The sequence below is a fragment of the Sphingomonas sp. GC_Shp_3 genome (assembly GCF_026540945.1).
GTDB lineage: Bacteria > Pseudomonadota > Alphaproteobacteria > Sphingomonadales > Sphingomonadaceae > Sphingomonas.
In genome coordinates this window covers 76,058-98,622 of the sequence record NZ_JALNUT010000003.1, presented here as the reverse complement: position 1 = coordinate 98,622, position 22,565 = coordinate 76,058, and the positions used below count along the sequence as shown (strand labels likewise).

General features: G+C 66.5%; 18 protein-coding genes and 1 tRNA gene. 5 read left to right on the top strand and 14 right to left on the bottom strand.

The features are described 5' to 3' along the window. Positions 1 to 3: 3 nt before the first annotated feature. The 7 genes from OXR00_RS09450 to OXR00_RS09420 all read right to left on the bottom strand — a co-directional run bounded on the left by OXR00_RS09450 (position 4) and on the right by OXR00_RS09420 (position 6,391). Positions 4 to 942 carry a Gfo/Idh/MocA family oxidoreductase gene (locus tag OXR00_RS09450; RefSeq protein WP_267388007.1) on the bottom strand — a complete coding sequence of 313 codons (939 nt, stop codon included), beginning with the start codon at positions 940 to 942 and terminating at the stop codon, positions 4 to 6. Further along, positions 939 to 1,790 (bottom strand): class III extradiol dioxygenase subunit beta, encoded by an 852-nt coding sequence (locus tag OXR00_RS09445; protein WP_267388006.1) that lies wholly within the window; start codon positions 1,788 to 1,790, stop codon positions 939 to 941. The genes OXR00_RS09450 and OXR00_RS09445 overlap by 4 nt, the downstream gene beginning before the upstream one ends. Before the next feature lies 1 nt (position 1,791). Next, a complete protein-coding gene (ligA, locus tag OXR00_RS09440) occupies positions 1,792 to 2,202 on the bottom strand; it encodes a protocatechuate 4,5-dioxygenase subunit alpha (RefSeq protein ID WP_267388005.1) in 411 nt (136 codons plus the stop codon). Continuing rightward, positions 2,199 to 3,086, bottom strand: coding sequence for an amidohydrolase family protein (locus OXR00_RS09435; RefSeq protein ID WP_267388194.1), 888 nt, complete (start codon positions 3,084 to 3,086; stop codon positions 2,199 to 2,201). The genes ligA and OXR00_RS09435 overlap by 4 nt, the downstream gene beginning before the upstream one ends. 11 nt (positions 3,087 to 3,097) lie before the next feature. After that, positions 3,098 to 4,114 carry an amidohydrolase family protein gene (locus OXR00_RS09430; protein ID WP_267388004.1) on the bottom strand — a complete coding sequence of 339 codons (1,017 nt, stop codon included), beginning with the start codon at positions 4,112 to 4,114 and terminating at the stop codon, positions 3,098 to 3,100. Then, a complete protein-coding gene (locus tag OXR00_RS09425; RefSeq protein WP_267388003.1) occupies positions 4,111 to 4,971 on the bottom strand; it encodes an NAD(P)-dependent oxidoreductase in 861 nt (286 codons plus the stop codon). The genes OXR00_RS09430 and OXR00_RS09425 overlap by 4 nt, the downstream gene beginning before the upstream one ends. Before the next feature lie 238 nt (positions 4,972 to 5,209). Then, on the bottom strand, positions 5,210 to 6,391 hold the full coding sequence (locus OXR00_RS09420) for a LysR family transcriptional regulator (RefSeq protein ID WP_267388002.1): 1,182 nt from the start codon (positions 6,389 to 6,391) through the stop codon (positions 5,210 to 5,212). A gap of 94 nt (positions 6,392 to 6,485) precedes the next feature. Here OXR00_RS09420 and OXR00_RS09415 point away from each other — a divergent pair, with 94 nt between their 5' ends. From OXR00_RS09415 to OXR00_RS09405, 3 genes are all read left to right on the top strand, one after another. Beyond that, complete coding sequence (locus tag OXR00_RS09415) at positions 6,486 to 7,157, top strand: 4-carboxy-4-hydroxy-2-oxoadipate aldolase/oxaloacetate decarboxylase (protein WP_267388001.1); 672 nt, start codon at positions 6,486 to 6,488, stop codon at positions 7,155 to 7,157. Further along, positions 7,150 to 8,208, top strand: coding sequence for a 4-oxalomesaconate tautomerase (locus OXR00_RS09410; protein ID WP_267388000.1), 1,059 nt, complete (start codon positions 7,150 to 7,152; stop codon positions 8,206 to 8,208). The genes OXR00_RS09415 and OXR00_RS09410 overlap by 8 nt, the downstream gene beginning before the upstream one ends. A gap of 86 nt (positions 8,209 to 8,294) precedes the next feature. Further along, positions 8,295 to 10,439, top strand: coding sequence for a TonB-dependent siderophore receptor (locus OXR00_RS09405; RefSeq protein ID WP_267387999.1), 2,145 nt, complete (start codon positions 8,295 to 8,297; stop codon positions 10,437 to 10,439). On the opposite strand, the gene OXR00_RS09400 is transcribed toward OXR00_RS09405, so the two are convergent. The 3 genes from OXR00_RS09400 to OXR00_RS09390 all read right to left on the bottom strand — a co-directional run bounded on the left by OXR00_RS09400 (position 10,436) and on the right by OXR00_RS09390 (position 16,351). After that, positions 10,436 to 11,566, bottom strand: coding sequence for an endo-1,4-beta-xylanase (locus OXR00_RS09400; RefSeq protein WP_267387998.1), 1,131 nt, complete (start codon positions 11,564 to 11,566; stop codon positions 10,436 to 10,438). The genes OXR00_RS09405 and OXR00_RS09400 overlap by 4 nt on opposite strands. After that, entirely contained in the window at positions 11,566 to 13,122 is a 1,557-nt protein-coding gene (locus tag OXR00_RS09395) for a glycoside hydrolase family 28 protein (protein ID WP_267387997.1), read from the bottom strand. The genes OXR00_RS09400 and OXR00_RS09395 overlap by 1 nt, the downstream gene beginning before the upstream one ends. Before the next feature lie 61 nt (positions 13,123 to 13,183). After that, on the bottom strand, positions 13,184 to 16,351 hold the full coding sequence (locus OXR00_RS09390; RefSeq protein ID WP_267387996.1) for a TonB-dependent receptor: 3,168 nt from the start codon (positions 16,349 to 16,351) through the stop codon (positions 13,184 to 13,186). A gap of 244 nt (positions 16,352 to 16,595) precedes the next feature. Between OXR00_RS09390 and OXR00_RS09385 the strand changes: the two genes are divergently transcribed. Both OXR00_RS09385 and OXR00_RS09380 read left to right on the top strand, forming a co-directional pair. Further along, positions 16,596 to 18,170, top strand: a complete 1,575-nt coding sequence (locus OXR00_RS09385; protein ID WP_267387995.1) for a glycoside hydrolase 43 family protein — start codon at positions 16,596 to 16,598, stop codon at positions 18,168 to 18,170. Further along, complete coding sequence (locus tag OXR00_RS09380) at positions 18,167 to 19,741, top strand: alpha-L-rhamnosidase (RefSeq protein ID WP_267387994.1); 1,575 nt, start codon at positions 18,167 to 18,169, stop codon at positions 19,739 to 19,741. The genes OXR00_RS09385 and OXR00_RS09380 overlap by 4 nt, the downstream gene beginning before the upstream one ends. Before the next feature lie 8 nt (positions 19,742 to 19,749). Here the strand turns inward: OXR00_RS09380 and OXR00_RS09375 are convergent, their stop codons facing one another. From OXR00_RS09375 to dapB, 4 genes are all read right to left on the bottom strand, one after another. After that, positions 19,750 to 20,781: a LacI family DNA-binding transcriptional regulator gene (locus OXR00_RS09375; protein WP_267387993.1), complete on the bottom strand. Its 1,032-nt coding sequence runs from the start codon at positions 20,779 to 20,781 to the stop codon at positions 19,750 to 19,752. A gap of 117 nt (positions 20,782 to 20,898) precedes the next feature. Beyond that, positions 20,899 to 20,975 (bottom strand) — tRNA-Arg (locus OXR00_RS09370). A 49-nt stretch (positions 20,976 to 21,024) separates the two neighbouring features. Continuing rightward, a complete protein-coding gene (gene nth, locus OXR00_RS09365; RefSeq protein WP_267387992.1) occupies positions 21,025 to 21,696 on the bottom strand; it encodes an endonuclease III in 672 nt (223 codons plus the stop codon). A gap of 11 nt (positions 21,697 to 21,707) precedes the next feature. Next, the gene (dapB, locus tag OXR00_RS09360) at positions 21,708 to 22,445 is read right to left on the bottom strand and encodes a 4-hydroxy-tetrahydrodipicolinate reductase (protein WP_267387991.1); all 738 of its coding nucleotides are present in this window, start codon (positions 22,443 to 22,445) and stop codon (positions 21,708 to 21,710) included. Between the last annotated feature and the right edge of the window lie 120 nt (positions 22,446 to 22,565).

The following is a 22,565-nucleotide window of genomic DNA, read 5'->3' as shown; positions in this document are numbered from 1 at the left end:
TCCTTACTTCAGTTGCTGTTCCAGCGCGTCGAGCACGCGGTAGCACGGCAGCACCTGCGCGACCGAACTGTTCGGCTCGCGCCCGTCGCGGATCGCGGCGATGAACTCGCGGTCCTGCAATTCGATGCCGTTCATCGACACGTCGACCTTCGACACGTCGATCGGCTCCTCCTTGCCGTTCACCAGATCGTCGTAGCGCGCGATATACGTGTCGGTATCGCCGATGTAGCGGAAGAACGTGCCGAGCGGCCCGTTGTTGTTGAACGACAGCGACAGCGTGCAGATCGCGCCACTCTCCGCCTGCATCTGGATCGACATGTCCATCGCAATGCCGAGTTCCGGGTGGATCGGCCCCTGGATTGCATTGGCCTTAACGATCGGCCCGGCCTGATAGGCGAACAGATCGACCGTATGCGCGGCGTGATGCCACAGCAGGTGGTCGGTCCAACTGCGTGCCTCGCCCTTGGCGTTGATGTTCTTGCGACGGAAGAAATAGGTTTGCACGTCCATCTGCTGGACGTTGAACGCGCCCGCCTTGATGCGGTTGTGGACGAACTGGTGGCTCGGATTGAAGCGCCGGGTATGGCCGACCATGCAGGTCAGCCCGGTCGCCTGTTGCTTGGCGAGTACCGCTTCGGCATCGGCGAGACTATCGGCGAGCGGGATTTCGACCTGCACATGCTTGCCAGCATCCATGGAGGCGATCGCCTGCTCGGCGTGCATCTGCGTCGGCGTGCACAGGATCACCGCGTCGACGTCATCGCGGGCGAGCGCGTCGGCAAGCTCGGTCGAACTGTGCGTGGCGCCGTATTTGGCGGCGACGGCGGCGGCCTGGTCGGCGCGGCGGCTGATGACCGAAACGATCTCGACACCGTCGATCTTCTGAAGGCCGTCGAGGTGCTTTTCTCCGAATGCGCCGGCACCGGCGAGGGCGATTCTCATGCGATATGCTCCGTGGGTTCCAAAACGATATGCCCGACCGCGGTGTTGCTGGCGGGAACGTGATAATGTCGGTGCAGGCAGCGCGTCGCGCGGCCGAGCGCGCCGCGCATGATGAGCCACATCACCATCTCGATGCCCTCGCTGCCGGTCTCGCGCAGATATTCGATGTGCGGGATATGGCGCAGCCGGTCGCTGTCACCGACGAGGCCGTCGAGGAAATCGTTATCCCACGCCGCGTTGATGAGGCCGGCGCGCGGGCCCTGCAACTGGTGGCTCATGCCGCCGGTGCCCCACACCTGCACGTTGAGGTCTTCCTCGAAACTGGCGACCGCGCGCGCGATCGCCTCGCCCAGCGCCCAGCAGCGGTTGCCCGACGGCGGCGGGTAGGTGACGACGTTGACGGCGAGCGGGATCACCTTCACCGGCCACGCCTCGGGCTTGCCGAACATCATCGACAGCGGCACGGTCAGGCCGTGGTCGACATCCATCTCGTTGATGATGGTCATGTCGAACTCGTCGAGGATCAGGCTCTGCGCGATGTGCCAGGCGAGATCGGGATGTCCCTCCACCACCGGAACGTTGCGCGGGCCCCAGCCTTCGTCGGCCGGCGGGTAGCTTTCGCCGCAGCCGATCGCGAAGGTGGGGATGATCTTCATGTCGAATGCGCTGGCGTGGTCGTTATAGACCAGGATCACCACGTCCGGCTTCTGCTCGGCCTCCCACTTTTTCGTCCAGTCGTAGCCGGCGAAGGCGGGCGCCCAATAGGCTTCCGCGGTCTTGTCGAGATCGCTCGCCACGCCAAGCGCGGGGATGTGCGACGAGGCGACGCCGGCGGCGATGCGTGCCATGTCAGCGGCCCTCCTTGGTGGATCGCTGGCCCTCGGGGCTGCGGCCGCCCGCCAGCATCATCGCCGCGTAATCGTCCAGCCCCATGCCGCTCATCGTGCTGACCGCTTGCAGGAAGGATTGCCCGTCGGTCGAGAACACTTTGGCCATGAAATAGATATTGCCGCCAAGATCGAGCAGCCGGTTGTAGTCGCGGTCGAGCACCGCCTGCTTCTGCTCCTCGGTCATCGCCCAGCCGTCGAGATAGGCGCGCTCGTCTGCCTTCCAGCGTTCGCGGTTCTCCGCCTTCATCAGGCTCATCGCGAACTGGTTGAGGTGATAGCCCTGCCGCGCGCGCTTGGCGGTGAACACGCGGGTGCCGGGGATATCGTCGAACTCGGCGAGATATTCGTGAATGTCGGTCACGCGGGTCATGCGGTCTCCTCCGGCCAGTACAGCCGCATCGGATTGTCGACGAGCAGCTTGCGTTGCAGCTCCGCCGTCGGCGCGATGCGCGGGATGATATCGACGAGCCAGCCATCGTCGGGCATGTGGCCGACCATATTGAGATTGGGGTGCGGCCAGTCGGTGCCCCAGATCACGCGGTCGGGGTACGTCTCCACCACCTGCCGCGCGAACGGCACGAAATCGTCGTAGGTCGGCGGGCCGGATTTCGAGAGCCGCTCCGGGCAGGTCACCTTGCACCAGATATTGTCGTTTCTCATGAACTCTAGGAACGGCGCGAATTCCGGCCCGTCCGCATCCTTCGTCACGTCGGGGCGGCCCATGTGATCGACCACCAACGTGGTGGGCAGCGACAGGAAGAAGTCGCGCTTCTCGGCGAGATCGGCCGCCTCGAAATAGATCACGACATGCCAGCCGAACGCGGCGATCTTCTCGATGATGCCGCGATAATAGGCGTCGGGCTTGGGATCGACCAGCCGCTTGACGTAGTTGAACCGCACCCCGCGCACGCCCGCTTCGTGCATCGCCGCCAGGTCTTCGTGGCCGATATCCGCCTTCACGTCGGCAACGCCGCGCGCGCGGCCGCCGGCATGGACAAGCGCATCGACCATCGCGCGATTGTCCTTGCCGTGGCAGGTCGCCTGCACGACGACGTTGCGCGAAAACCCGAGGAAATCGCGCAGGCCATACAGCGTGTCGCGCCCCGCATCGCACGGCGTGTACTTCCGCTCAGGCGCGAACGGGAACACGTCGCCCGGCCCGAACACATGGCAATGCGCATCGACCGCGCCCGGCGGCGGCGTGAAGCTGGGCTTGGTCGGCTCGGGATCGAAGCACAACCAGTTCGCGTCCATCGTAAACGCGCTCACAGCCCGCGCGCCTTCAGTTGCGCATCCAGCCGCGGGAACACCCGCCGCGCATTGCCCTCGTAGATCGCATGGCGCTGCTCTTCGGAAATCGGCAGCGCATCGACATAGCGCTTGGTATCGTCGAAATACTGCCCCGTGGTCGGGTCGATGCCGCGCACCGCGCCGACCATCTCGCTGCCGAACAGGATGTTCTTGGTGTCGATCACCTCGGCGAGCAGGTTCACCCCCGGCTGGTGGTACACGCAGGTATCGAAATACACGTTGTTCATCAGATGCGTATCGAGGCTCGGCTGCTTGAGCATGGCCGCTAGCCCCCGATAGCGCCCCCAGTGATACGGCACCGCGCCGCCGCCATGCGGGATGATGAAGCGCAGGTTCGGGAAATCGGCGAACAGATCGCCCTCGATCAACTGCATGAACGCGATCGTATCGGCGGCGATGTAGTAGGCGCCGGTCGCGTGCAGCCCCGGATTGCACGATCCCGAGACGTGGATCATCGCCGGCACGTCGAGTTCCACCATCTTCTCGTAGAAGGGATACCAGAACCGATCGGTCAGCGGCGGCGCGGTGAAGTGGCCGCCGCCCGGATCGGGATTGAGGTTGCAGCCGATGAACCCCATGCCGACGCAGCGTTCCAGTTCGGCGATCGAGCCGGCCATGTCCGCCTTCGGGTTCTGCGGCAGCATGCAGACCGGCGCGAACACGTCCGGGTACAGATCGGCACAGCGCTTGATGAGGTCGTTATTGGCACGCGCCCACGCCAGCGCGACGCCCTCGTCGCCGACGTGCGGCGCCATCGCAGAGGCGCGGGGCGAAAAGATCGTCATGTCCGCACCGCGCTCACGCAGCAGGCGGAGCTGGTTGGTCTCCAGCGTCTCGCGGATCTCGTCGTCGGAGATGATGGGGTAGGGCGGGGTCGGCCCGCCCGCCTTAAACGCCGCCTTCTGCGCCTCGCGCCAGTCGTTATGGGCGGCAGGGGCAGTCGTGTAATGGCCGTGGCAATCGATAATCATGCAGGCTCTGCCTTCCGGTTCAACAGATCGAGTTTGGCGGCGAGGCCGACTGGCGGGATTGCACCGAGGCTGCCGATCGCACGCTGGCGTGTCACGGCGCCCGCGCTCATCATGGAGCCGGTGCCGAGTGCGTCGAGCGTCTTGACGACTTCCGCCATCTCGGCGGCGCGGCGCGCGCCATGTGCGAGCATCCGGTCAAGATTATAGTCGGCGCGGGCCGCCCACGGTTTCGGTTTCTCGCTGGCGTCGAGCGAGGCGAGCACCTCGTCGAGCACGCCAGCGCGGTCGGCGGCGAGCACGCATTCGGCGGTCAGCGCCTCGATCCCCTTGACCATTACCGAGCGGATCATCTTGATCGACGACGCACGTCCGACGTCGCCGGCCACGATGCGGACGTCCGCGAACCCGAGGTCGCGCAGATACGCCGCGCCCGCCTCGGCATGTGGCCCCGACACCAGTAGCGGCACGGCGGTCCGCGCCGGCAGCACCGGCGCCATCACCGCGACATCGACATAGCGCCCACCCTTGGCGGCGATCGCGTCGGCGGCGGCGCGCTTGGTGTCCGGCGCGACGCTGTTCATGTCGAACCACAAAGTGCCGCGCGCGATCTCCGCGCCCCACGCGGCGGCAAGCGCCTGATCGGCGGTGACGAGCAACAAGGCGGCATCCGCGCGGTCGAGCGCGGCGGCGGCGCTGTCGCAGCCGCGCACCCCGACCATGCCGTAATCGTCGCGCTTGTCGTCGGCGAGCGCGGGATCGTCGGTCTTGCGGTCGTAAGCGGTCAGCACGCCCGACAGACCGGGCGCGAACGCCATCGCCGCCTCGCCGAATCCGATCAGGGCCGTCGTCCGCTCCATGGTCGTGGCTTGGCCGCAGCCGGCGGCAGCGCCCAATCGGAAAGCGCGCGGGCATATTCAAAATCCTGAACTTAGTCGAACTGTCGCATTTGCCCGTCTGTGCCGTATTCGCGACGAAAACCATGTCGCGCGCGAAAATAGCCATCCCGGTAACGCGACTAGCCCGCACGGCAACACGCATTGCGATACATTTGATCGCCGTTGCCTCTCTCCGAAACGTGTTAGCCGATCGTTTGCATCACGCCCCGCGCGCCGGCACCCCCACCTGATCGAGCGCCGCCAGGAACCGCGACTGCGCCCGCGTCGGTCGCCAGTCCCGCCGCGTCGTCACGCCAATGATCCGCCCGCTCAGTGCCGGCTCCGGACCGATCGCCGCCAGCACGCCGCTGTCCACCTCGAGCGCGATCTGCTCGGGCGAGAGCAGGGTGAGGAAGTCGCTCTCCGCCAAGATGCCGCGGATCACCATCACCGATCCGCAATGCACTGGCGCACGCGGCAGTGGGCCGTCGCCGAACAGCCGCTCCCACAGCGCGCGCAAAGGCGCGCCGGCATGGCTCACCACCCAGGGGTAGGCGGCAAGCTGCCCGGGCGTCGGCGTGGCGGCGCCGGCGAGCGGGTGCCCTGCGCGCCCGACGATCATCAGCCGGTCGGTCATCAGCGGCGTCTGCGTCAGGTCGGCTGGGGGTTCGGGCCTGAGCGCGCCGATCGTCAGGTCGATCGCGCCGTCGCGCAGAGCCTCGACCAGCTCGCGCCACGATCCTTCGATCACGTCGATCTCGATCTCCGGCGCGGCCGCCACCGTCCGCGCGATCGCGCGCGGCACCAGCATCGCCCGCGACAGCGGCATCGCGCCGATCACGACGCTGCCGCCCTCGCGCGCGGTCAGTTCGGCGATGCCGCCGGCGATCTCGGCGCGGGCGAGCCGGATGCCGCGCGCCAGCCGCAACCCGCCAGCGGTCAGCGCGATACCGCGCCCGCGTCGCTCGACCAGCACCTGCCCGCACACCTGTTCGAGATCGCGCACCGCGCGGTGGATCGCCGGCTGCGACAGCGCGGTCGCGCTTGCCGCGCCGACGAAACTGCCCGCATCGGCGAGCGCGAGGAAGGCGCGAAGCTGCGTCGCCGTCATCAGCCGCTCGGCATTGGCGAAGCGCCGCCCGCCCCGCACGGCGGCGGCGAGATGCGCGAACGCCGCGCCCGTCCGCGCCGCCAGCGCGCGCCCCGCCTCGGTCGGCTCCATGCCGCCCGCCTGGCGCGTGAACAGCGGTGTGCAAAGTTGCGCCTCCAGCTTCGCCACCCCTTGCGTCAGCGCCGGTTGAGACAAACTTACCAGTTGCGCCGCCGCGCTGACGCTGCCGGCGCGCACGATCGCCGCCACCCCGCGCAAATGCCGTAGATTGAGATCGAACGCGTTGGTCATATCCGAGGATTAGAGAAAACTTATCGCGCTTTTGCAATTCGGATTTGTGATCTCTGATGGAATGTTCAGGCCGGCCGTGAAGGAGATTGCAAGCATGGCCAAGGTCGTCACCCGGATCGAACGCGCGGACGCGCACGTCATCGATGGGCTCGCTGCCGCCGGCGTCGCCACCGTGCATGAGGCGCAGGGCCGGATCGGCCTGCTCGCCAGCCACATGCGGCCGATTTACCCCGGTACGCGCATCGCCGGATCGGCCGTCACCATCTCCGCGCCACCGGGCGACAATTGGATGGTGCACGTCGCGATCGAGCAGTTGCAGGCCGGCGACATCCTCGTGCTCGCGCCGACAAGCCCTTGTGAAGACGGCTATTTCGGCGATCTTCTCGCAACTTCCGCGATGGCGCGCGGCTGCCGCGGGCTGGTGATCGATGCGGGCGTGCGCGACGTGCGCGACCTGACGCAGATGGGCTTCCCGGTGTGGTCGAAGGCGGTGTTCGCACAAGGCACCGTCAAGGCGGTGCTGGGCTCGGTCAACGTGCCCATCGTCTGCGCGGGCGCGGCAATCAACGCGGGGGACGTGATCGTCGCGGATGATGACGGTGTGTGCGTAGTGAAGCGCGCCGATGCCGCCGATGTGCTCAACAAGGCGCAGGCGCGCGAGGCCGCCGAAGAAGCCAAGCGCCGGCGGCTGGCGGCGGGCGACCTCGGCCTCGACATCTACGACATGCGCGGCAAGCTCGAAGCGATGGGGCTGAAATATGAGTGATGGATCCGCGCCCTGCATGTGGATGCGCGGCGGCACCTCGAAGGGTGCGGTGTTCCTAAAGGACGATCTGCCGGCGGACACGGCCGCGCGTGACGCGTTCCTGCTGCGGGTGATGGGATCGCCCGATCCGCGCCAGATCGACGGCATGGGCGGGGCGGACCCGCTCACCTCCAAAGTGGCGGTGGTGTCGGCGTCCACGCGTGCAGGGGTCGATGTCGACTACCTGTTCCTCCAGGTGTTCGTAGATCAGGCGATCGTCACCGACGCGCAGAATTGCGGCAACATGCTCGCCGCAGTCGGCCCGTTCGCCATCGAACGCGGGCTGGTCGCCGCCGCCGGGGACGAAACGCGTGTAGCGATCTTCATGGTGAACACAGGGCAAATCGCCGTGGCGAGCGTGCGGACACCCGGCGGCGTGCCGACCTATGCCGGTGACGCCCGGATCGACGGGGTGCCCGGTAGTGCCGCGCCAATCCCGCTTGAATTCCGTGACACCGCCGGATCATCCTGCGGCGCGCTGCTGCCGACCGGCAATGCCGTCGACGTGATTGACGGCGTCGCCTGTACGTTGATCGACAACGGCATGCCGTGTGTGGTGTTCAAGGCAAGCGATGTCGGCGTGACCGGCTATGAGGATCGCGAAACGCTCGACGATGCGACCGAGCTGAAGGCCCGGATCGAAGCGATCCGGCTCAAGGCGGGGCCGCTGATGAACCTCGGCGACGTTCGCGAAAAATCGGTGCCGAAGATGATGCTCGTCGCAGCCCCCGCGCACGGCGGCGCGGTGACGGTGCGCAGCTTCATCCCGCACCGTGCCCACGCAACGATCGGCGTGCTTGGCGCGGTCAGCGTGGCGACGGCATGTCTGGTGGCAGGTTCGCCCGCGGCCGAGGTGGCGGTAGTCCCGGAAGGACCACGCAAGACCCTCTCCGTCGAGCATCCCACCGGCGAGATGAGCTGCGTTCTGGAGGTGGGCGAAGACGGGCAGGTCGCGACCGCCGCGCTGCTGCGGACGGCGCGCAAGCTGATGGACGGCGTGGTTTTCGGCTGATCGCCGACCCGAGAAAGCTTGCTGCTATTGATAAGCGCTCGCAAATAGGCCAAGGGCTCCCGCAGGGAATGCAAAGGGACTCTTGGATGAAGCGTGAGATTTTCGCCGCGATGCTGCTCGGCTCGGTGGCTTACGGTGGCCCGGCCTTCGCCGACGTCGCTAGTGGCTCCGCCATCGACGATCAGGATACGATCGTCGTACAGGGTGAGCGGCCCTCAACCGAATCCTCCGCAGGCACGAAGAACCCGGCGCCGATCGCCGAAACGCCGCAGTCGATCAGCGTCATCAGTTCCGCGCTGATCGCCGATCTCGGCCTGTCGAACCTCAATCAGGCGCTGCGCTTCGTCGCGGGCGTCACCACCGAACAGCGCGGCTCCAGCGCCGAAGTCTACGATCAGTTCAAACTGCGCGGCTTCGATGCGCCGCAGTTCCTCGATGGGCTGAAGGTCACGCAAGGGGCGGGCTATCTCGCCTCGCAGGTCGACGTGTCCCGGCTGGAACGGGTGGAGGTGGTGAAGGGGCCGGCGTCGGCGCTGTACGGCCAGTCCGGCCCGGGCGGCCTGATCGCGCTGTCCAGCAAGCTGCCGCTCGATCAGGCGCTGTACGGCGCGGTGTCGGGCACCTATGGCAGCTACGATCTCTACCGTGTGGATGGCGATATCGGCGGCAAGGCCGGCGGCGTGCTGTGGCGAGTCTACGGCAGCGTCAACGGCGCGCACACCCAGCAGACGTTCAGCGCGCGCGAGCGGGAGACGATTTCCGGCGCGGTGACGCTCGGGTCCGGCCATGCCACCACGCTGACGCTGCTCGGCGCCTACTCGCATGATCCGCAGAACGGCAGCTACAGTGTGTTCCCAGCGTCGGGCACGTATCTTGCCAACCCCAACGGCACGCTGCCGACCAGCCGCGATTTCGGTGAGAAGGGCAATTACTTCCGCCGTGAGCAGGTTGCGGGCACGTACATCCTCAACCATGATTTCGGCGACGGCTGGGCGTTCCGCGCGTCGGGCCGCTACCAGCATGCCACGTCGCGGCTGGGGATCGTCTATTCGTCGAGTGGCCTCGACGCGTCTGATCCGACCGGGCAAACCTACAGCCGCGCGTCCTATGCCACGCGCGAGACCGGCAGCGGCTGGGTGTTCGACAATCGCCTGAGTGGCAGCTTCGACACTGGCCCGTTCAAGCACGACGTGCTGCTCGGCGTCGATCACCAGTTCAACAAGGCGTATGAGCTGTCGGCGTTTGGGGGTGCAACGCCGCTCAACGGTTTCGCGCCGGTGTACGGCACGATGATGGTGCCGGACCGGCCGGACGCTGTCCCGGCGAACTTCGGTGTGACACCGGCAAGCCCGCGCCAGACGCAGACCGGCATCTACGCGCAGGACCAGATTTCTGTCGGCGGCTTGCGGGTGTTGCTGAGCGGCCGGCAGGATTGGGCGGACACGCGCGCGATGAAGGATGACGCGCCGGAGAACTCCAAACGCTTCACCTATCGCGCGGGTGCGCTCTACACCACGTCGTTCGGCCTCGCGCCCTATGCGAGCTATTCCACCTCGTTCGAACCGCAGAGCGGCATCGTCACCCGCTCGGACGGTACGCTCGGCGCGGCGCGGCCGTCGCTCGGCAAGCAGCTCGAGTTCGGCGCGAAATACACGGTGCCGGGTACCAAGATCCTGCTGACCGGCGCGTGGTTCCATATCAACCAGACCAACGTGGTGACATCGAACCCGATCACGTTCGCCGGCGTACAGGGCGGCGAGGTACGCTCGGAAGGGTTCGAGATCGAGGCGAACGCGCCGCTGCCGCACGATTTCAACGCGCGACTGGCGTTCAGCCGGCAGAAAGTGCGTACCGTCAAGGACACCGCCAACCCGGCGACGATCGGCAACGGCATCCTCGGCGTCGGGCGGGGCGGCACGTCCTTCAACCTCGAATGGGCACCACATACCGGTACGCTTGAGGGCTTTGCGATCGGCGGCGCGGTGCGGCAGGTCGACAGCATCACCGCGAGCAGCACGTCGCTGGTCAGCACGCCCGGCTTCACCGTGTTTGACGCGCTGGCGCGTTATGACCTCGGCAAGTTCTCGCCCCGCCTTGAAGGGCTGACGCTCGGCATCAACGCGCAGAACGTGTTCGACAAGAAGTACGTGACGACCTGCTACCTCGATTACGCATGGTGCTGGTACGGTAATCGCCGCACGGTGCAGGGCACGATCGGCTACCGCTTCTAGGAGGGCTTCGGAGACGACGCGATCGGTGCCGCTTGAAGCGCGGCGGCGATCGCGTCGCGGAATGGCTTTGGCCGGAAGTCTGCATCGAACGGGCATGGCCGCTTCGGCAGCCCGTCGCTGCGTGGGCGGAACGCGTTCAGCCAGCTATATTTGTCGCTCAGGCCCCAGCACATCACCGTGCCGCATTGCCGGTAGGACAGCATCAGGTCGAGATAGGCGCGGACATGCGCCGCCACTGCCGCGTCGCGCACCGCGATCGGCCCGGGCAGGGGATTGTCGTGGACGTCCAGCTCGGTGACGAGCAGGTCGAGCCCCATGCCGGTCACCGCGTCCAGGAACTGCCGCCAAGCGCGCTCGTCGATGTTGCCAAGGCCAGTCGGTGTCTCGCTGTACTTGCTGCCGAGGTGACTTTGCACGCCGAGCGCATCGACCGGCGTGCCGCGCTTCTTCATACCTTCGAGCAGCCGCAGCACGGCGTCACGATGCTTGCCGCCATCGGCGGTCCAGCTCATGAAATCGTTGTAGACGAGTTGCGCGTGCGGCGCCGCTTCGCGTGCGGTGTGGAAGGCCAGGTCGATCACCGTCTCCGCCCCGCCGAGCGGACGCGACAGCGTCGTCTCGCGCAGCAGGCCCGTATCCGAGTCGATCGCTTCGTTCACCACGTCGAAGCTGTCGACCGCGGGTGCGTAACGGCTGGCAACCGTGCGGACATGCTCGACGAGCAAACGTTCGGCCTCGGCGTGGGGATGGGGGCCGAAATCATACTCGACCAGCCATTTCGGGAACCAGCGTTGGTAATGCCACAGCAGGGTGTGGCCACGCACGCCGAGACCGTTCGTCTTGGCCCATGCGACGATGGCATCGGCGGCGCGGAAGTCGAAGGTTTTGGCGTCGGGTCGGGTGGCGACCCACTTCATCTCGCCTTCCGGTACGATCAGCCCGCACTGCGCGGCGTTGAGCGCGCGGTAGGCGGGATCGGCGAAGTTGGCGCCGCCCATCGTGCTGCCGAACCGCCGCCCACTCGCCCGCGCAATCGCGGCGAGCGAGGTCGCCTGCGGCGGTGCGGCGGCGAGCGGACCCGACACGGCAAGCGCTGCCCCGGCGGCGAGCACATCGCGGCGGCGCATCACAGCGTCACATTCGCCGGCCCGGCAAGCGCCTGGTCGCGCACGCCGTGTGTTGCGATGGTGGTGAAGCCGCTCACCCGGTCGAGCGAAAAGACGCGGCCCTTCGGCGCCCGCACCGCGAGGAAGTCGGCGTCTGCCACGTCCTCCAGCCGGAACGCGGGGCGGGGATCCGGCGCGATCGTCGCCACCTCGACGTTGCTCATCCGCAAGCCGCGCACGTGGCGGACGAAAAATCCGGTCGCGGGCAGGTCGCCGAACATGGTCGCCTCCGGGTAGCCGAGTTCGTTCTCCGGCGGGACGATCGCCGCCATGGCCACCGGCGCGCCGCCGATGTGCTGGAAATGGCAATCACTGATCTGCACGTCCTCAATCGGGTGATCGGGCAACCCGGCGATCACCGAAGGGAGCAGGTTCGCCCCCGAACTCGACACGTTCTGGATCAGTACGCGGCGGAGCGTGCCGATCGACGCACCCGCCGGGCCGCGCATCCGCTTGCCGAGGCGGAGGAACAGCGGCCCGTCGACCGTGCCGCGCATCGCGATATTGCTGATCGTGATGTCCTCGATCACCGCGCCGTCTACCGTCTCCAGCGCGATCCCGCGGCTGTCCTCGATCACGCAGTTGCTGATCGTGATGTTGCGAAAACCGCCGTTGCTTTCGGTGCCGCATTTGATGCGCCCGTGGATGGTCTTGGCGAAATCGGCCGGCATCTTCTTCCAGCTGCCATCGATTACCGAGCCGACCTGATAATTGCCGGTGACAAAGCAGTTGGTGATCGTCAGGTTCTCGGTCGCGCGCGGATAGCCGAGCGCGAAGCTCGATTTCGGGCAGATACCGTCATCATAGGGTGAGTTGACGGTGCAGTTGCTGATCCGCACGTTGCGGCAGCAGTCGATATCCATGCCGTCGCGGTTGGTGTCGACCGTCAGATTGTCGATGGTGAGATTGTCCACGCCGGTGGCGAGGATGCCGAACCAGCCGCCTTCGAGCAGCTTGAAGTCGCGCAGCAGCACGTTGTGGCAGTTCTTCAGCGCGATCGCCTTGTTGCCGGTCCCGGGGCCATTGGCGTCCTTGAGCCAGCCGTCCTTGCCATCGCCGCGCCCAAGGCCCTTGCCCCAGATCAGGCCGCCCCCGATGATCGCGATGTCGTGCAGGCCTTCGCCCCAGATCAGGCTGTTGCGCCAGTGGCCGTGGCCGAAATCCTGGAACTTTTCGTACGCCGGATCGATCGGCTCGGCGACGTCGTAGCCGGTGCTGCCTTGCGGTGTCGCGGCAAGCAGGACCGCACCTGTGTCGAGGTGCAACGTCACCGCGCTCATCAACCGGATGGTGTAGCTGGGGTAGGTGCCGGCGGGGAAATGGATGGTGCCGCCGCCCCGCGCCGCCGCCGCTGCGATCGCGCGGTTGATGGCGTTGGTATCGTTCGTGCGGCCGTCGCCGCGTGCGCCGAACTGGCGCACGTCGAGCCAACCCACATCCGCCGCGAACGCACTGGTTGGCAAGATCGCGGCCAGCGCCGCCGCGCCACCAGATAGAAGGAGGTCTCGCCGCTGCATGACTATGCTCCGAGAAAAATGCCCCGGCCGGCAACGTGCCAGCCGGGAAGGAGGGAAGCGATCAGAACTTGGCGGTGACGCCCAGGAAGAACTCCGTTCCCATCACGTCATAAGTTGCCGAGAAGGTGTTCGCGCTCGGCCCCTGCGTGGTGATCGGCGGGTTCAGGTTGAAGATGTTGTTGGCGCCACCGAACAGCTCGAAACTCTTCGTCGCATCGTAGGTGAACGACAGGTCGAAATAGTTGCGCGACGGCAGCTTCGGATAGGCGATCGTGTTGAGCGCCGGTGTCGCCGCCGAACCCTGGCGCAGCGGCACCAGGTAGCGGTCCGTTGTCACCGGGCCAATGTAGCGATGGCGCAGCGAGAGGCCGAGTGGGCCGGTCGTCCACGTCACGCGGCTTGTGCCGCGCCACACCGGCAGCGGCTGGCCGCAGGTCGGGCCGAACGATCCATCGCAGTGGTTCTGGATGTTCGGGAATGCGGCCACCGGCACCGATGTGAAGTCGTTCAGCCATGTGAAGCTGCTGCTCAGATCGAAGCGGCTCGTGTCACCGAGGCCGGGGAAGCCGAAGTCTGCGGTGAAACGGTAGCGTGCCGCGAAATCGAGGCCTGAGGTGCGCAGCGACCCCGTGTTGGCGTTGAGGATCTTCGCTACATAGGGATCGTTGATCTCGCCGGTGGTAGGGTTGCGGCTGATCGCCTGGCAATAGGGGCTGCTCGCGTCCTGAATCACGTTGTAGCACAGGCTAAGCGTGTTCTGGAGGCCACCGCCGAGTGACGAGATCGCGCCGTCAAGTTTGATGTTGAAATAATCGACGCTGAAGAACAGCCGTGGCGCAAAGGCGGGCGTGAAGACGACGCCGGCGGTGTACGTGTCTGACTTCTCGGCGGCCAGGTTCGGGTTGCCGCCGAAATCGGCCGGGATGATCGTGTTTGGCTGCACGGCGGCCGTGAACACATTGGCCGCCGGTACGCCGGTCGCGACGCAGACCGCGCGCGCGGCGGCGGTCTGGAGCACGGCGGCGGCACGGCTCGAGCACGGGTCGGTGGCGACGCCGGTCACCCGGTTGACGCCGCCGTACAGTTCCGAGACGTTGGGCGCGCGGATGGCGCGCTGATATTGACCACGGAACGCAAAGCTTTTGTTCACGCGCCAGTCGAGCCCGCCGAGGTACGTCCAGTTGCCGCCAATGCCCTTCAGATCATAGTCCGAATAGCGGAAAGCCGCGTTGGCGGTGAGGTTCTCGATAAACGGCGTGTCGTGGATCAGCGGCACGCGGATTTCGCCGAAGCCTTCCTTCACACCCACGCCACCGCGCGTCGGCAAACCGGGATTGAAGCCCGCCACGTCACCCGAGGCGAGGAAGCTGTCGGGCGAGAAGACCGCGTCAGTCTGCCGCCATTCGAACCCGGCCGAGAAGCCGACCTTGCCCGCCGGCAGCGCGAACAGGTTGCCGGTCAGGCTGCCCTGCGCAACTTGTTGCGTTGCCGTCGTGGTGTTGGTCGCGCTGATCCTGATCGCGGCGGCGCACGCCTCGCTGATCTGCGCGCCGAAGATGTCGCACACCGGTGCGGCACCGTTCTGCGACAGCACCGCCGCCTGCACGCGGCTGCGGGACAGCGCGTTCTGGAGCAGCAGCGTGTCCTCGCTATGCGAGTAGGTGTAGTAGACGTCGTATTTCAGATCGGTGAGGAAAGAGTCGCTGACGTCGCCTAGGTTGCCGCGGAAGCCCCAGGCGCCGCGGAACACGTTGCGCCGCTCGCTAGCCAGGCGCGGGCCGACCTCTACATAGCGGCGGCCGGCGATGATCGACGCCAAGCCATCGTTGGGCCGGTTGGTGTACGTGGCGGTGCCGGCGGTGACCGTGGTGTTCCCGGCTTCCGACCGATCGAGGACGCCCAGCACGTTCTGGAGCGCGGGCGAGAGATACGGATTGTTGACGTTGAACAGGGTCGCGGAACCGATATTGGTCGGCGCGAGCCGCGCGTTCACCTCATTATGGCTGTAGTGCAGCTCCATATAGCCGGTAATGTGGTCGTTGAAGTCGTAATGGCCGAAGCTGTTGATCATCCAGCGCTTCTGCGGCTGGATCAGATAGTTGTCGGGACCGAGGTTGAAATCGTCCTGTGGTGTGAGCGCCGGGCGTGCGGTGGTGCCGGCACTGTCGAAGGTGAAGCCACGCGAGGTCAGCCCGGATAGCCCCGCACCGGCATAGGCGGCGTTGAGGGCCGTGTTCGATCCGCCGGCCGCCGGAATGCCGGAGAAGCGACCATTGGGAATGTCGCCCGATCCGCTGGCGATGAAGCCGAGCTGACCACCACCGGCGACGCAGCTTTGCCCGGCGGGCGGCGTGAACGGCGTACCTGGCCGGGTAGCGCTGCCCGAGCCGGGTGCGACGCAGCCATCGGCAAGGCTGAGGTACGCGAAGCTGCCGCGTTCGCCGCGCGTGATCGACCCACGATTGAGATAGTTGCCCGACACGACGAGATTGCCACGGCCTTCGGCGAAATTGCCGCCCATCGTCAGATCGAAGTTGTACGTTGGCGTGCCGGTCGGCCGGTCGACGTTGACCTGCGCGCGGCCCTCCACACCCGAGAAATCGTCACGCATGATGAAGTTGATGACGCCGGTGATCGCGTCCGAACCATAGACCGCAGAACTGCCGCCGGTGACGATCTCGGTCCGCGCGATGAGCGAGGAAGGAATCGTGTTGAGGTCGGTAACCTGTTCAGGCCCGAAGATCGCGAAGCGGCGACCGTTGACGAGCACGAGGTTGCGGGTCGAGCCGAAGCCGCGCAGGTTCACATCGGCATAACCGCCGGGAACGGTGTTCGACGTCGCGCCGCCGAGCTGCGAGCCGACGACCTGCGGCACCTGTTCCAGCGTGCGGTCGATGTTGACGTTGCCCGAAAGCTTGATGTCTTCCTGATTGAACACATTGACGGGTGTCGATGCGTCGAACCCGGTGCGGGCGATGCGGGATCCGGTGACGACCACGTCCTGCGTCGCGGCCGGCTCCGTCGAGGTCACGCCTTCCGCATTGACTTGGCTGCCGGCCTGCCCGTTGGGATCTGCGACGGTGCTTGTCTGTGCCGGCGCGCCGGTCGGCGCTGCATCTGGCACGGCTTGCTGCGCGGTTTGCGCTGCGGCAGGCGAGGCCAGCGAAAACGCCAGCAGCATCGTGGCCGTGCCCGCGAGTAGCCGGGTACGCGTGTTCCAAGAACCCATTCGTTCATCCTCCTTTGGGGCTTTGCGCCGTTTTTAGACCCTGTCGAGCGTCGGCAGTCGCCGTCACTCTGGCGTCGATTAACATCGATGACGCAATTATGCTAGCGCTGGCAATGGAAACTTGATGCGGTGGTTTTGAGTGGTAAGGGTTGGGCGACCAGCAAGTGAGCGCCACCGAAGACGCCGCGACACACGAGAGGAGCGCGTGACAATGGTATCAATCCGCAGCGGGAAGCGCTGGTGTGTGGCGCTCACGTCCATGGTGTTGGCGGGGCCGCTTTCGGCGTCTCCGCAGCAGCCGCCGGCGACCTTCACCAATCCGATCCTTTACGCCGATTACTCCGACCCCGACGCGATCCGCGTCGGCCGCGACTATTACCTTGTTGCCTCGAGCTTCCACTTCTCGCCGGGGCTGCCGGTGCTGCACTCACGCGATCTGGTTCACTGGACGATCATCGGGCACGTCTTGCCCAAGCTGCCGTTCGCGCCGGAATACGACATGCCCGGGCCGCACACGCTTACGGATGCGATCTCCAAGCCGATCGGCGGCACGCGATACGCGGGCGGGGTGTGGGCGCCATCGATCCGGTTCCACGCCGGCAAATTCTTCGTCTACTGGCCGACACCGGACGAGGGCATCTTCATGGCCACGGCGACCAATCCGGCTGGCCCGTGGAGCAAACCGGTTGCGGTGATGGCGCAGCCGGGCCTCGAGGATCCATGCCCGTTCTGGGATGACGACGGCAGCGCCTGGCTGGTACACAGCCGACTTGGCGCCGGCCCGCTGATCCTTCACCGCATGAGTCCGGACGGCACCCGCGTGCTCGACGCGGGAACCGTCATCGTCGAGGACAAGGTGCGGCTGCCGACGCTGGAGGGGCCGAAGCTCTACAAGCGAAACGGCTGGTATTACATCTTCGCGCCGTTCGGCGGCGTCTCGACCGGCGCGCAGGCGGTCGGTCGTTCGCGCGACATCCGCGGCTCATATGAATGGCATACCGTGCTGAAGCCGGGAACCAGCGGCGTGCAGGGACCGCACCAGGGCGCATGGGTGGAGACGCCATCGGGGCAGGGGTGGTTCATCCACTTCAACTCCACCGGCGCGTTCGGCCGGATCGATTATCTTGAACCGCTGCGCTGGGTAGACGGCTGGCCGATCATCGGCGCTCCCATTCCCGGTGACGCGGAAGCCGGCCAACCGGTCGCGAGTGCGCCGATGCCCGATACCGGTAGCCCGCCAACACGGGATCGCATCCAGGCATCGGACGACTTCGCGTCGCCCAAACTCGGGCTGCAGTGGGCGTGGAACCACAATCCGGACGATCGCGCGTGGAGCCTCACCGCCCGGCCCGGCTGGCTGCGGCTGAACGCGCTGCCCGCGCAGCATCTCGTCACCGCGCGCAACACGCTGACCCAGATCCTGCATGGCCCGAAGAGTCGCATCACCACCCGGATCGACGTGACGCGCATGACCGATGGCGAGCGGGCAGGACTGACGCTGTTCGGCGTTGGACCGAGCTGGATCGGTGTGGTGCAGGCGGGGGGCATGCGCCGCATCACGCTCGCTTCCAAAGGGGTCGAGACTGCGGGTCCGCCGCTTACCGCCGGCACGTTGTCGCTGCGCGCGGATGTCGGGGCGGAGCAGACCGTGCGCTACAGTTATAGCGTAGACGGTAAGCGCTTCACGCCATTCGGTGACGCGATCCCGCTGGCGCGATTCTCCTGGTGGAAGGGGTCTCGCCCGGCGCTGTTCACCTTCAACACGGGCGGTGCCGGTGGCAGTATCGATGCGGATTCATTTGAGGTGGAACAGCCATGATCGTTGGTCGCCGTCCCTTCCTCGCCGGTGCTGCGGCCGCGATCGCGCTGCCCGCCACCGCGCGTGCCGCTCCTGCGGCGTCCTCCGCGCCCGTTTTTACCACCTCCAATGCACGCTGGCAGAACGCCTATGACAAGGCTTTGGCGGTGCTCGCCGGCAACGTCCGCGTGTTGCCGTACATCCCGAGTCCGGTGCTGATCGAAGGGTCGGTCTATAATGGCATCTGGCAGGAATGCGGCCCGCATGAAGCGTTGGTGTACCGCCACTGGCGGCCCGATGTGGCGCGGGCGAGCCACCTCACCTTCTTCGCGCTGCAACGCGCGGACGGTCAGTTGCCGGCCAACAACAAGCTGACCGAAACCGGGTTCGGCCAGATCCAGATGGTCGTGCCGATCGCCGCCACCGCCTGGGAACTCGCGCATGCGACCGGCGACGCCGAGCTGCTGGAAGCCAGCTACCGCGCATGCTCCGCCTGGGACGGCTGGCTGATGCGATACCGCAACACGCGCGGCACCGGTCTGGTCGAGGGGTTCTGCACCTACGACACAGGCCACGACAACAGCCCGCGTTGGCAGGGCGTGCCTGACCAATGCCCGAACAAGGAGGCCAAGCGTTACCCGGCCGGTTTCGGCCTGCCGCGCCTGTGCCCGGACCTTTCGGCGACCGTTTACGGTGGCCGCCGTGCGCTCGCCGCGATGGCGCGCGCGCTCGGCCGTAATGCCAAGGCAGACAGTTGGACCGAGCAGGCCGAGGCGATCCGTCGCCTGATCCTTACCCGTCTGTATGTCGCGGAAGATGCCGCCTTCTACGATCTCGACGCCGCCGACCGCTTCGTACGGGTGCGCGGGGACATCCTTACGCGGGTCGCCGGCGAGCATGTCGTCGATCAGGCCGTGTTCGACGCGATGTGGCAACGCCAGCTCGGCAACCCGAAAGCATTCTGGTCGCCCTTTCCGTTCCCGTCGATCGCGCTTGATGACCCGAGCTTCGTGCGACCGATCCCGCGCAACAGCTGGGGCGGGGCGGCACAGGCGCTTACCGCGCTGCGTACCGGACGCTGGATGGATCACTACCACCGTTCCGCCGAACACGGCACGCTGATGAACCGCTGGTGCGAGGCGATCCAGCAGGACCCCAGCTTCCGGCAGCAGATTGACCCACAGACTGGCGCGTTTACCCAGGAAGACGCCCCGAACTATTCTCCGGCGGCATTGGTGATGGTCGATTTCACCTGGCGGCTGGTCGGCGTTCAGCAGGTCGGTGGCGAACTGCATTGGAATTGCCGCCCCGCGCATCCGGCGGCGCGTGGTGCACGCGCCGTGTTGCGCACTGACCAGGGGCAGGTGGCGACGCTCGCGTATGAGGGTGGCGGCGCGACGCTGACACTGGGCGGTACCCGCGTGGCCCGTATCGATGGCGGCCACGCCCGGTTGGTGACGGATACCGCCGGTCGCCTGCTCAGGCTCACCGGCATCGAAGCGGAGACACAGCAGCCGATGGTGACGCTCATGAACCGATCACCACGCCGTTTTGCGCTTGCGCGCAATGCGGACGTCCCGCTGCCCGCCTGATGCGCCCTTCAAACCGGCGGCGGTCCGCTTGATTCGCTTAGGATCAGCGGCAGGTCGGCGCGATCGACTTGGGCGATTGGCGCTCCGGCCAACGTGTCGAGCAGATGCCGGGTCGCCTGACGCGCCATTTCGTCGAACGGCCGCAGTACCGTCGTCAGCGCGGGCGTCAGCATCTGCGCCAGAATGCTGCCGTCGAAGCCGACCACCGACAGGTCCTGCGGCACCGCGATGCCGCGCGCCGCGGCAACCTTCAGCACCGCCGCCGCCATGATGTCGTTCGCGGCGAAAATCGCGGTCGGCGGCTCGGCGCGATCGAGGAATGCTTCTGCCGCCGACAGCGCGGAGATGAAGCCGTAATCGCCCTCCGCCTCCGCCAGCAACGTCAACCCGGCTTGGTCCAGCGCATCCTTGAAGCCGGCGCGCCGCTCCCGCGCGGAGATCATGTCCTGTGGACCCGTAACCATCGCTATTCGGCGGTGGCCGAGATCGACCAGATAGCGTGCGACCTTGGCCGCAGCGCGCCGCTCTTCAGAGATAATGACCGAGACGTAGCCATCCACCGGGGTCGAGGAAAGCGCGACTGCGGCCACGCCTTCCTGCGCCAGCGCGTCGGCCAATCCGGGGATGCCCGAGACCGGCGGCAGTACCACCAGCCCGTCGACGCGGGAGCGATGAACGAAAGCCAGCACGTCCTTGATCGCGAGGTTCTCGGCCGATGGGACCGAATGCATGATGAGTTCGTACCCATCCGGCGCCGCTTCGCCGACGATGCCGCGTTGCACCGCCTCCAGCACCAGCGCGTTACGATCGTTGTGAACCATACCGATCAAGAACGATCGCCGCATCGCCAGCGCGCGCGCGCGCAAGCTGGGACGAAAGTTGAGCCGTGCGATCGCCGCCTCGATTTTCTCCCGCGTGTCGGCGTTGACCATCGGTGAGCGATTGAGCACGCGCGACACCGTGCGGATCGATACGCCCGCCGCCTCGGCGACGTCGTGGATGGTCGGCTCCGTATGCGCCTGTCGCTCTGCCTGCCGCAATCCTGTTGCCCTTCGCTCTCGTTCCACCCGGAAGCCTAGTCTCTGACGGCATCGTTCGGGAAGTCCGGAATCGAAGATCGCGCATCTCGAGCGACGATCGACCGGTACGAGGGGGGATGGTGCACCCGACTGGATTCGAACCAGTGGCCTCTGCCTTCGGAGGGCAGCGCTCTATCCAGCTGAGCTACGGGTGCCTGGGGGCAAGCGCCTAGCAAAGCGCGAAGCGTTGCGCCAGTCGTTTCGTCACGCTGCTGTCGCCGCTTTCGCCGAGGCGGCCGCCGGCGGTAGTGTTTTTGGTTTGTAGGCGCATAGGTCGGCGACGATGCAGCGCCAGCATTCCGGGCGCCGCGCCTTGCAGACGTAGCGGCCGTGCAGAATCAGCCAATGGTGCGCGTGCAGGCGGAACGGGGCAGGGGTAGCCTTGTCAAGCTTCAGCTCCACGGCGAGCGGCGTCTTGCCACGGGCGAGGCCGGTACGGTTGCCGACGCGGAAGATGTGTGTGTCGACGGCGAAGGTTTCCGCTCCGAAGGCAATGTTCATCACCACGTTGGCAGTCTTGCGGCCGACGCCCGGCAATGTCTCCAGCGCGTTGCGGTCAGCGGGAACCTCGCCACCATATTCGGCGATCAGCCGTTCCGACAGGGCGATCACGTTCTTCGCCTTGGTATTGAACAGGCCGATCGTCCTGATGTGCTGCTTGAGGCCCTCTTCGCCGAGCGCGACCATCTGCGCGGGGGTCGTCACCTCTTCGAACAGCGCGCGCGTTGCCTTGTTCACGCCCACGTCGGTCGCCTGTGCGGACAACGCCACCGCCACGACGAGCTGGAATGGATTGCCCGCCGCCAGCTCCGTTTCCGGGTGCGGGTTGTCGGCGGCGAGCCGCGCGTAGAACTCGACGATGTCGGCCTTTTTCAAGCGCCCAATCCTCAGACTCCCAGAACTTCTGCCATGGTGTAGCTGCCAGCGGGCTTGTCGGCGAGCCACAGCGCCGCCGTCACCGCGCCGCGTGCGAAGATCGCGCGGTTCTCGGCCCGGTGGCCGATCTCGATGCGCTCGCCTTCTCCGGCGAACACCACCATGTGATCGCCCGCGACCGAACCGCCGCGCAGACTGGCCATGCCGATCGTACCGTCGCAGCGTGCCCCGGTCAGCCCGGCACGGTCGCTCACCTGCGCTTCGGACAAGGCGACGCCGCGCCCCTTCGCCGCCGCCTCGGCCAGCAGTTGTGCGGTGCCAGAGGGGGCGTCGACTTTGTGGCGGTGGTGCATTTCGACGATTTCGATGTCCCAGTCGGAGCCGAGTCGTTCCGCCGCCTCCCGCACCAGCTTGGCGAGCAACGTGACGCCGAGCGAGACGTTGCCGGTCTGCAGCACCGCAATGTCACCCGCCGCCTCAGCCACCAGTGCCCGGTGCGCCGCGGTAAGGCCGGTTGTGCCGATCAGGATCGGCGTGCCCGCCGTACGTGCTGCAGCGAGATTGGCGGCAAGCGCGGACGGAGTCGAGAAATCGACCAGCACGTCGGCGCGTTCCGCCAGCGCGGCGAGCGCGGCCCCGTCGCCGCTGGCATCGATGCCTCCCGCCACGGTGCCGCCGAGGTCGGGCACCGTCGCCGCTATCGCCTGGCCCATCTTGCCCGCGCTGCCCAAGATCCCGATCGCCGTCATACCTGCATTCCGCTTTGTCGTGTTGCGGCGCGCATGACAGAAAGGATGGCGGTGCGACAGGGGCAGTCACGCGTATTTTGCGTGAGAATGCTGGTAGTCGCGCGTGCGCTGGCACCGTAT

What these genes read in the sequence shown, in the direction of transcription:
- OXR00_RS09380 (WP_267387994.1), top strand. Translation starts at nt 18,167, where the DNA reads ATGATCGTTGGTCGCCGTCCCTTCCTCGCCGGTGCTGCGGCCGCGATC.
- dapB (WP_267387991.1), bottom strand. Translation starts at nt 22,445, where the DNA reads ATGACGGCGATCGGGATCTTGGGCAGCGCGGGCAAGATGGGCCAGGCG.
- OXR00_RS09445 (WP_267388006.1), bottom strand. Translation starts at nt 1,790, where the DNA reads ATGGCACGCATCGCCGCCGGCGTCGCCTCGTCGCACATCCCCGCGCTT.
- ligA (WP_267388005.1), bottom strand. Translation starts at nt 2,202, where the DNA reads ATGACCCGCGTGACCGACATTCACGAATATCTCGCCGAGTTCGACGAT.
- OXR00_RS09430 (WP_267388004.1), bottom strand. Translation starts at nt 4,114, where the DNA reads ATGATTATCGATTGCCACGGCCATTACACGACTGCCCCTGCCGCCCAT.
- OXR00_RS09405 (WP_267387999.1), top strand. Translation starts at nt 8,295, where the DNA reads ATGAAGCGTGAGATTTTCGCCGCGATGCTGCTCGGCTCGGTGGCTTAC.
- OXR00_RS09435 (WP_267388194.1), bottom strand. Translation starts at nt 3,086, where the DNA reads ATGGACGCGAACTGGTTGTGCTTCGATCCCGAGCCGACCAAGCCCAGC.
- OXR00_RS09420 (WP_267388002.1), bottom strand. Translation starts at nt 6,391, where the DNA reads ATGACCAACGCGTTCGATCTCAATCTACGGCATTTGCGCGGGGTGGCG.
- OXR00_RS09415 (WP_267388001.1), top strand. Translation starts at nt 6,486, where the DNA reads ATGGCCAAGGTCGTCACCCGGATCGAACGCGCGGACGCGCACGTCATC.
- OXR00_RS09450 (WP_267388007.1), bottom strand. Translation starts at nt 942, where the DNA reads ATGAGAATCGCCCTCGCCGGTGCCGGCGCATTCGGAGAAAAGCACCTC.
- OXR00_RS09425 (WP_267388003.1), bottom strand. Translation starts at nt 4,971, where the DNA reads ATGGAGCGGACGACGGCCCTGATCGGATTCGGCGAGGCGGCGATGGCG.
- OXR00_RS09400 (WP_267387998.1), bottom strand. Translation starts at nt 11,566, where the DNA reads ATGCGCCGCCGCGATGTGCTCGCCGCCGGGGCAGCGCTTGCCGTGTCG.
- OXR00_RS09390 (WP_267387996.1), bottom strand. Translation starts at nt 16,351, where the DNA reads ATGGGTTCTTGGAACACGCGTACCCGGCTACTCGCGGGCACGGCCACG.
- OXR00_RS09410 (WP_267388000.1), top strand. Translation starts at nt 7,150, where the DNA reads ATGAGTGATGGATCCGCGCCCTGCATGTGGATGCGCGGCGGCACCTCG.
- OXR00_RS09395 (WP_267387997.1), bottom strand. Translation starts at nt 13,122, where the DNA reads ATGCAGCGGCGAGACCTCCTTCTATCTGGTGGCGCGGCGGCGCTGGCC.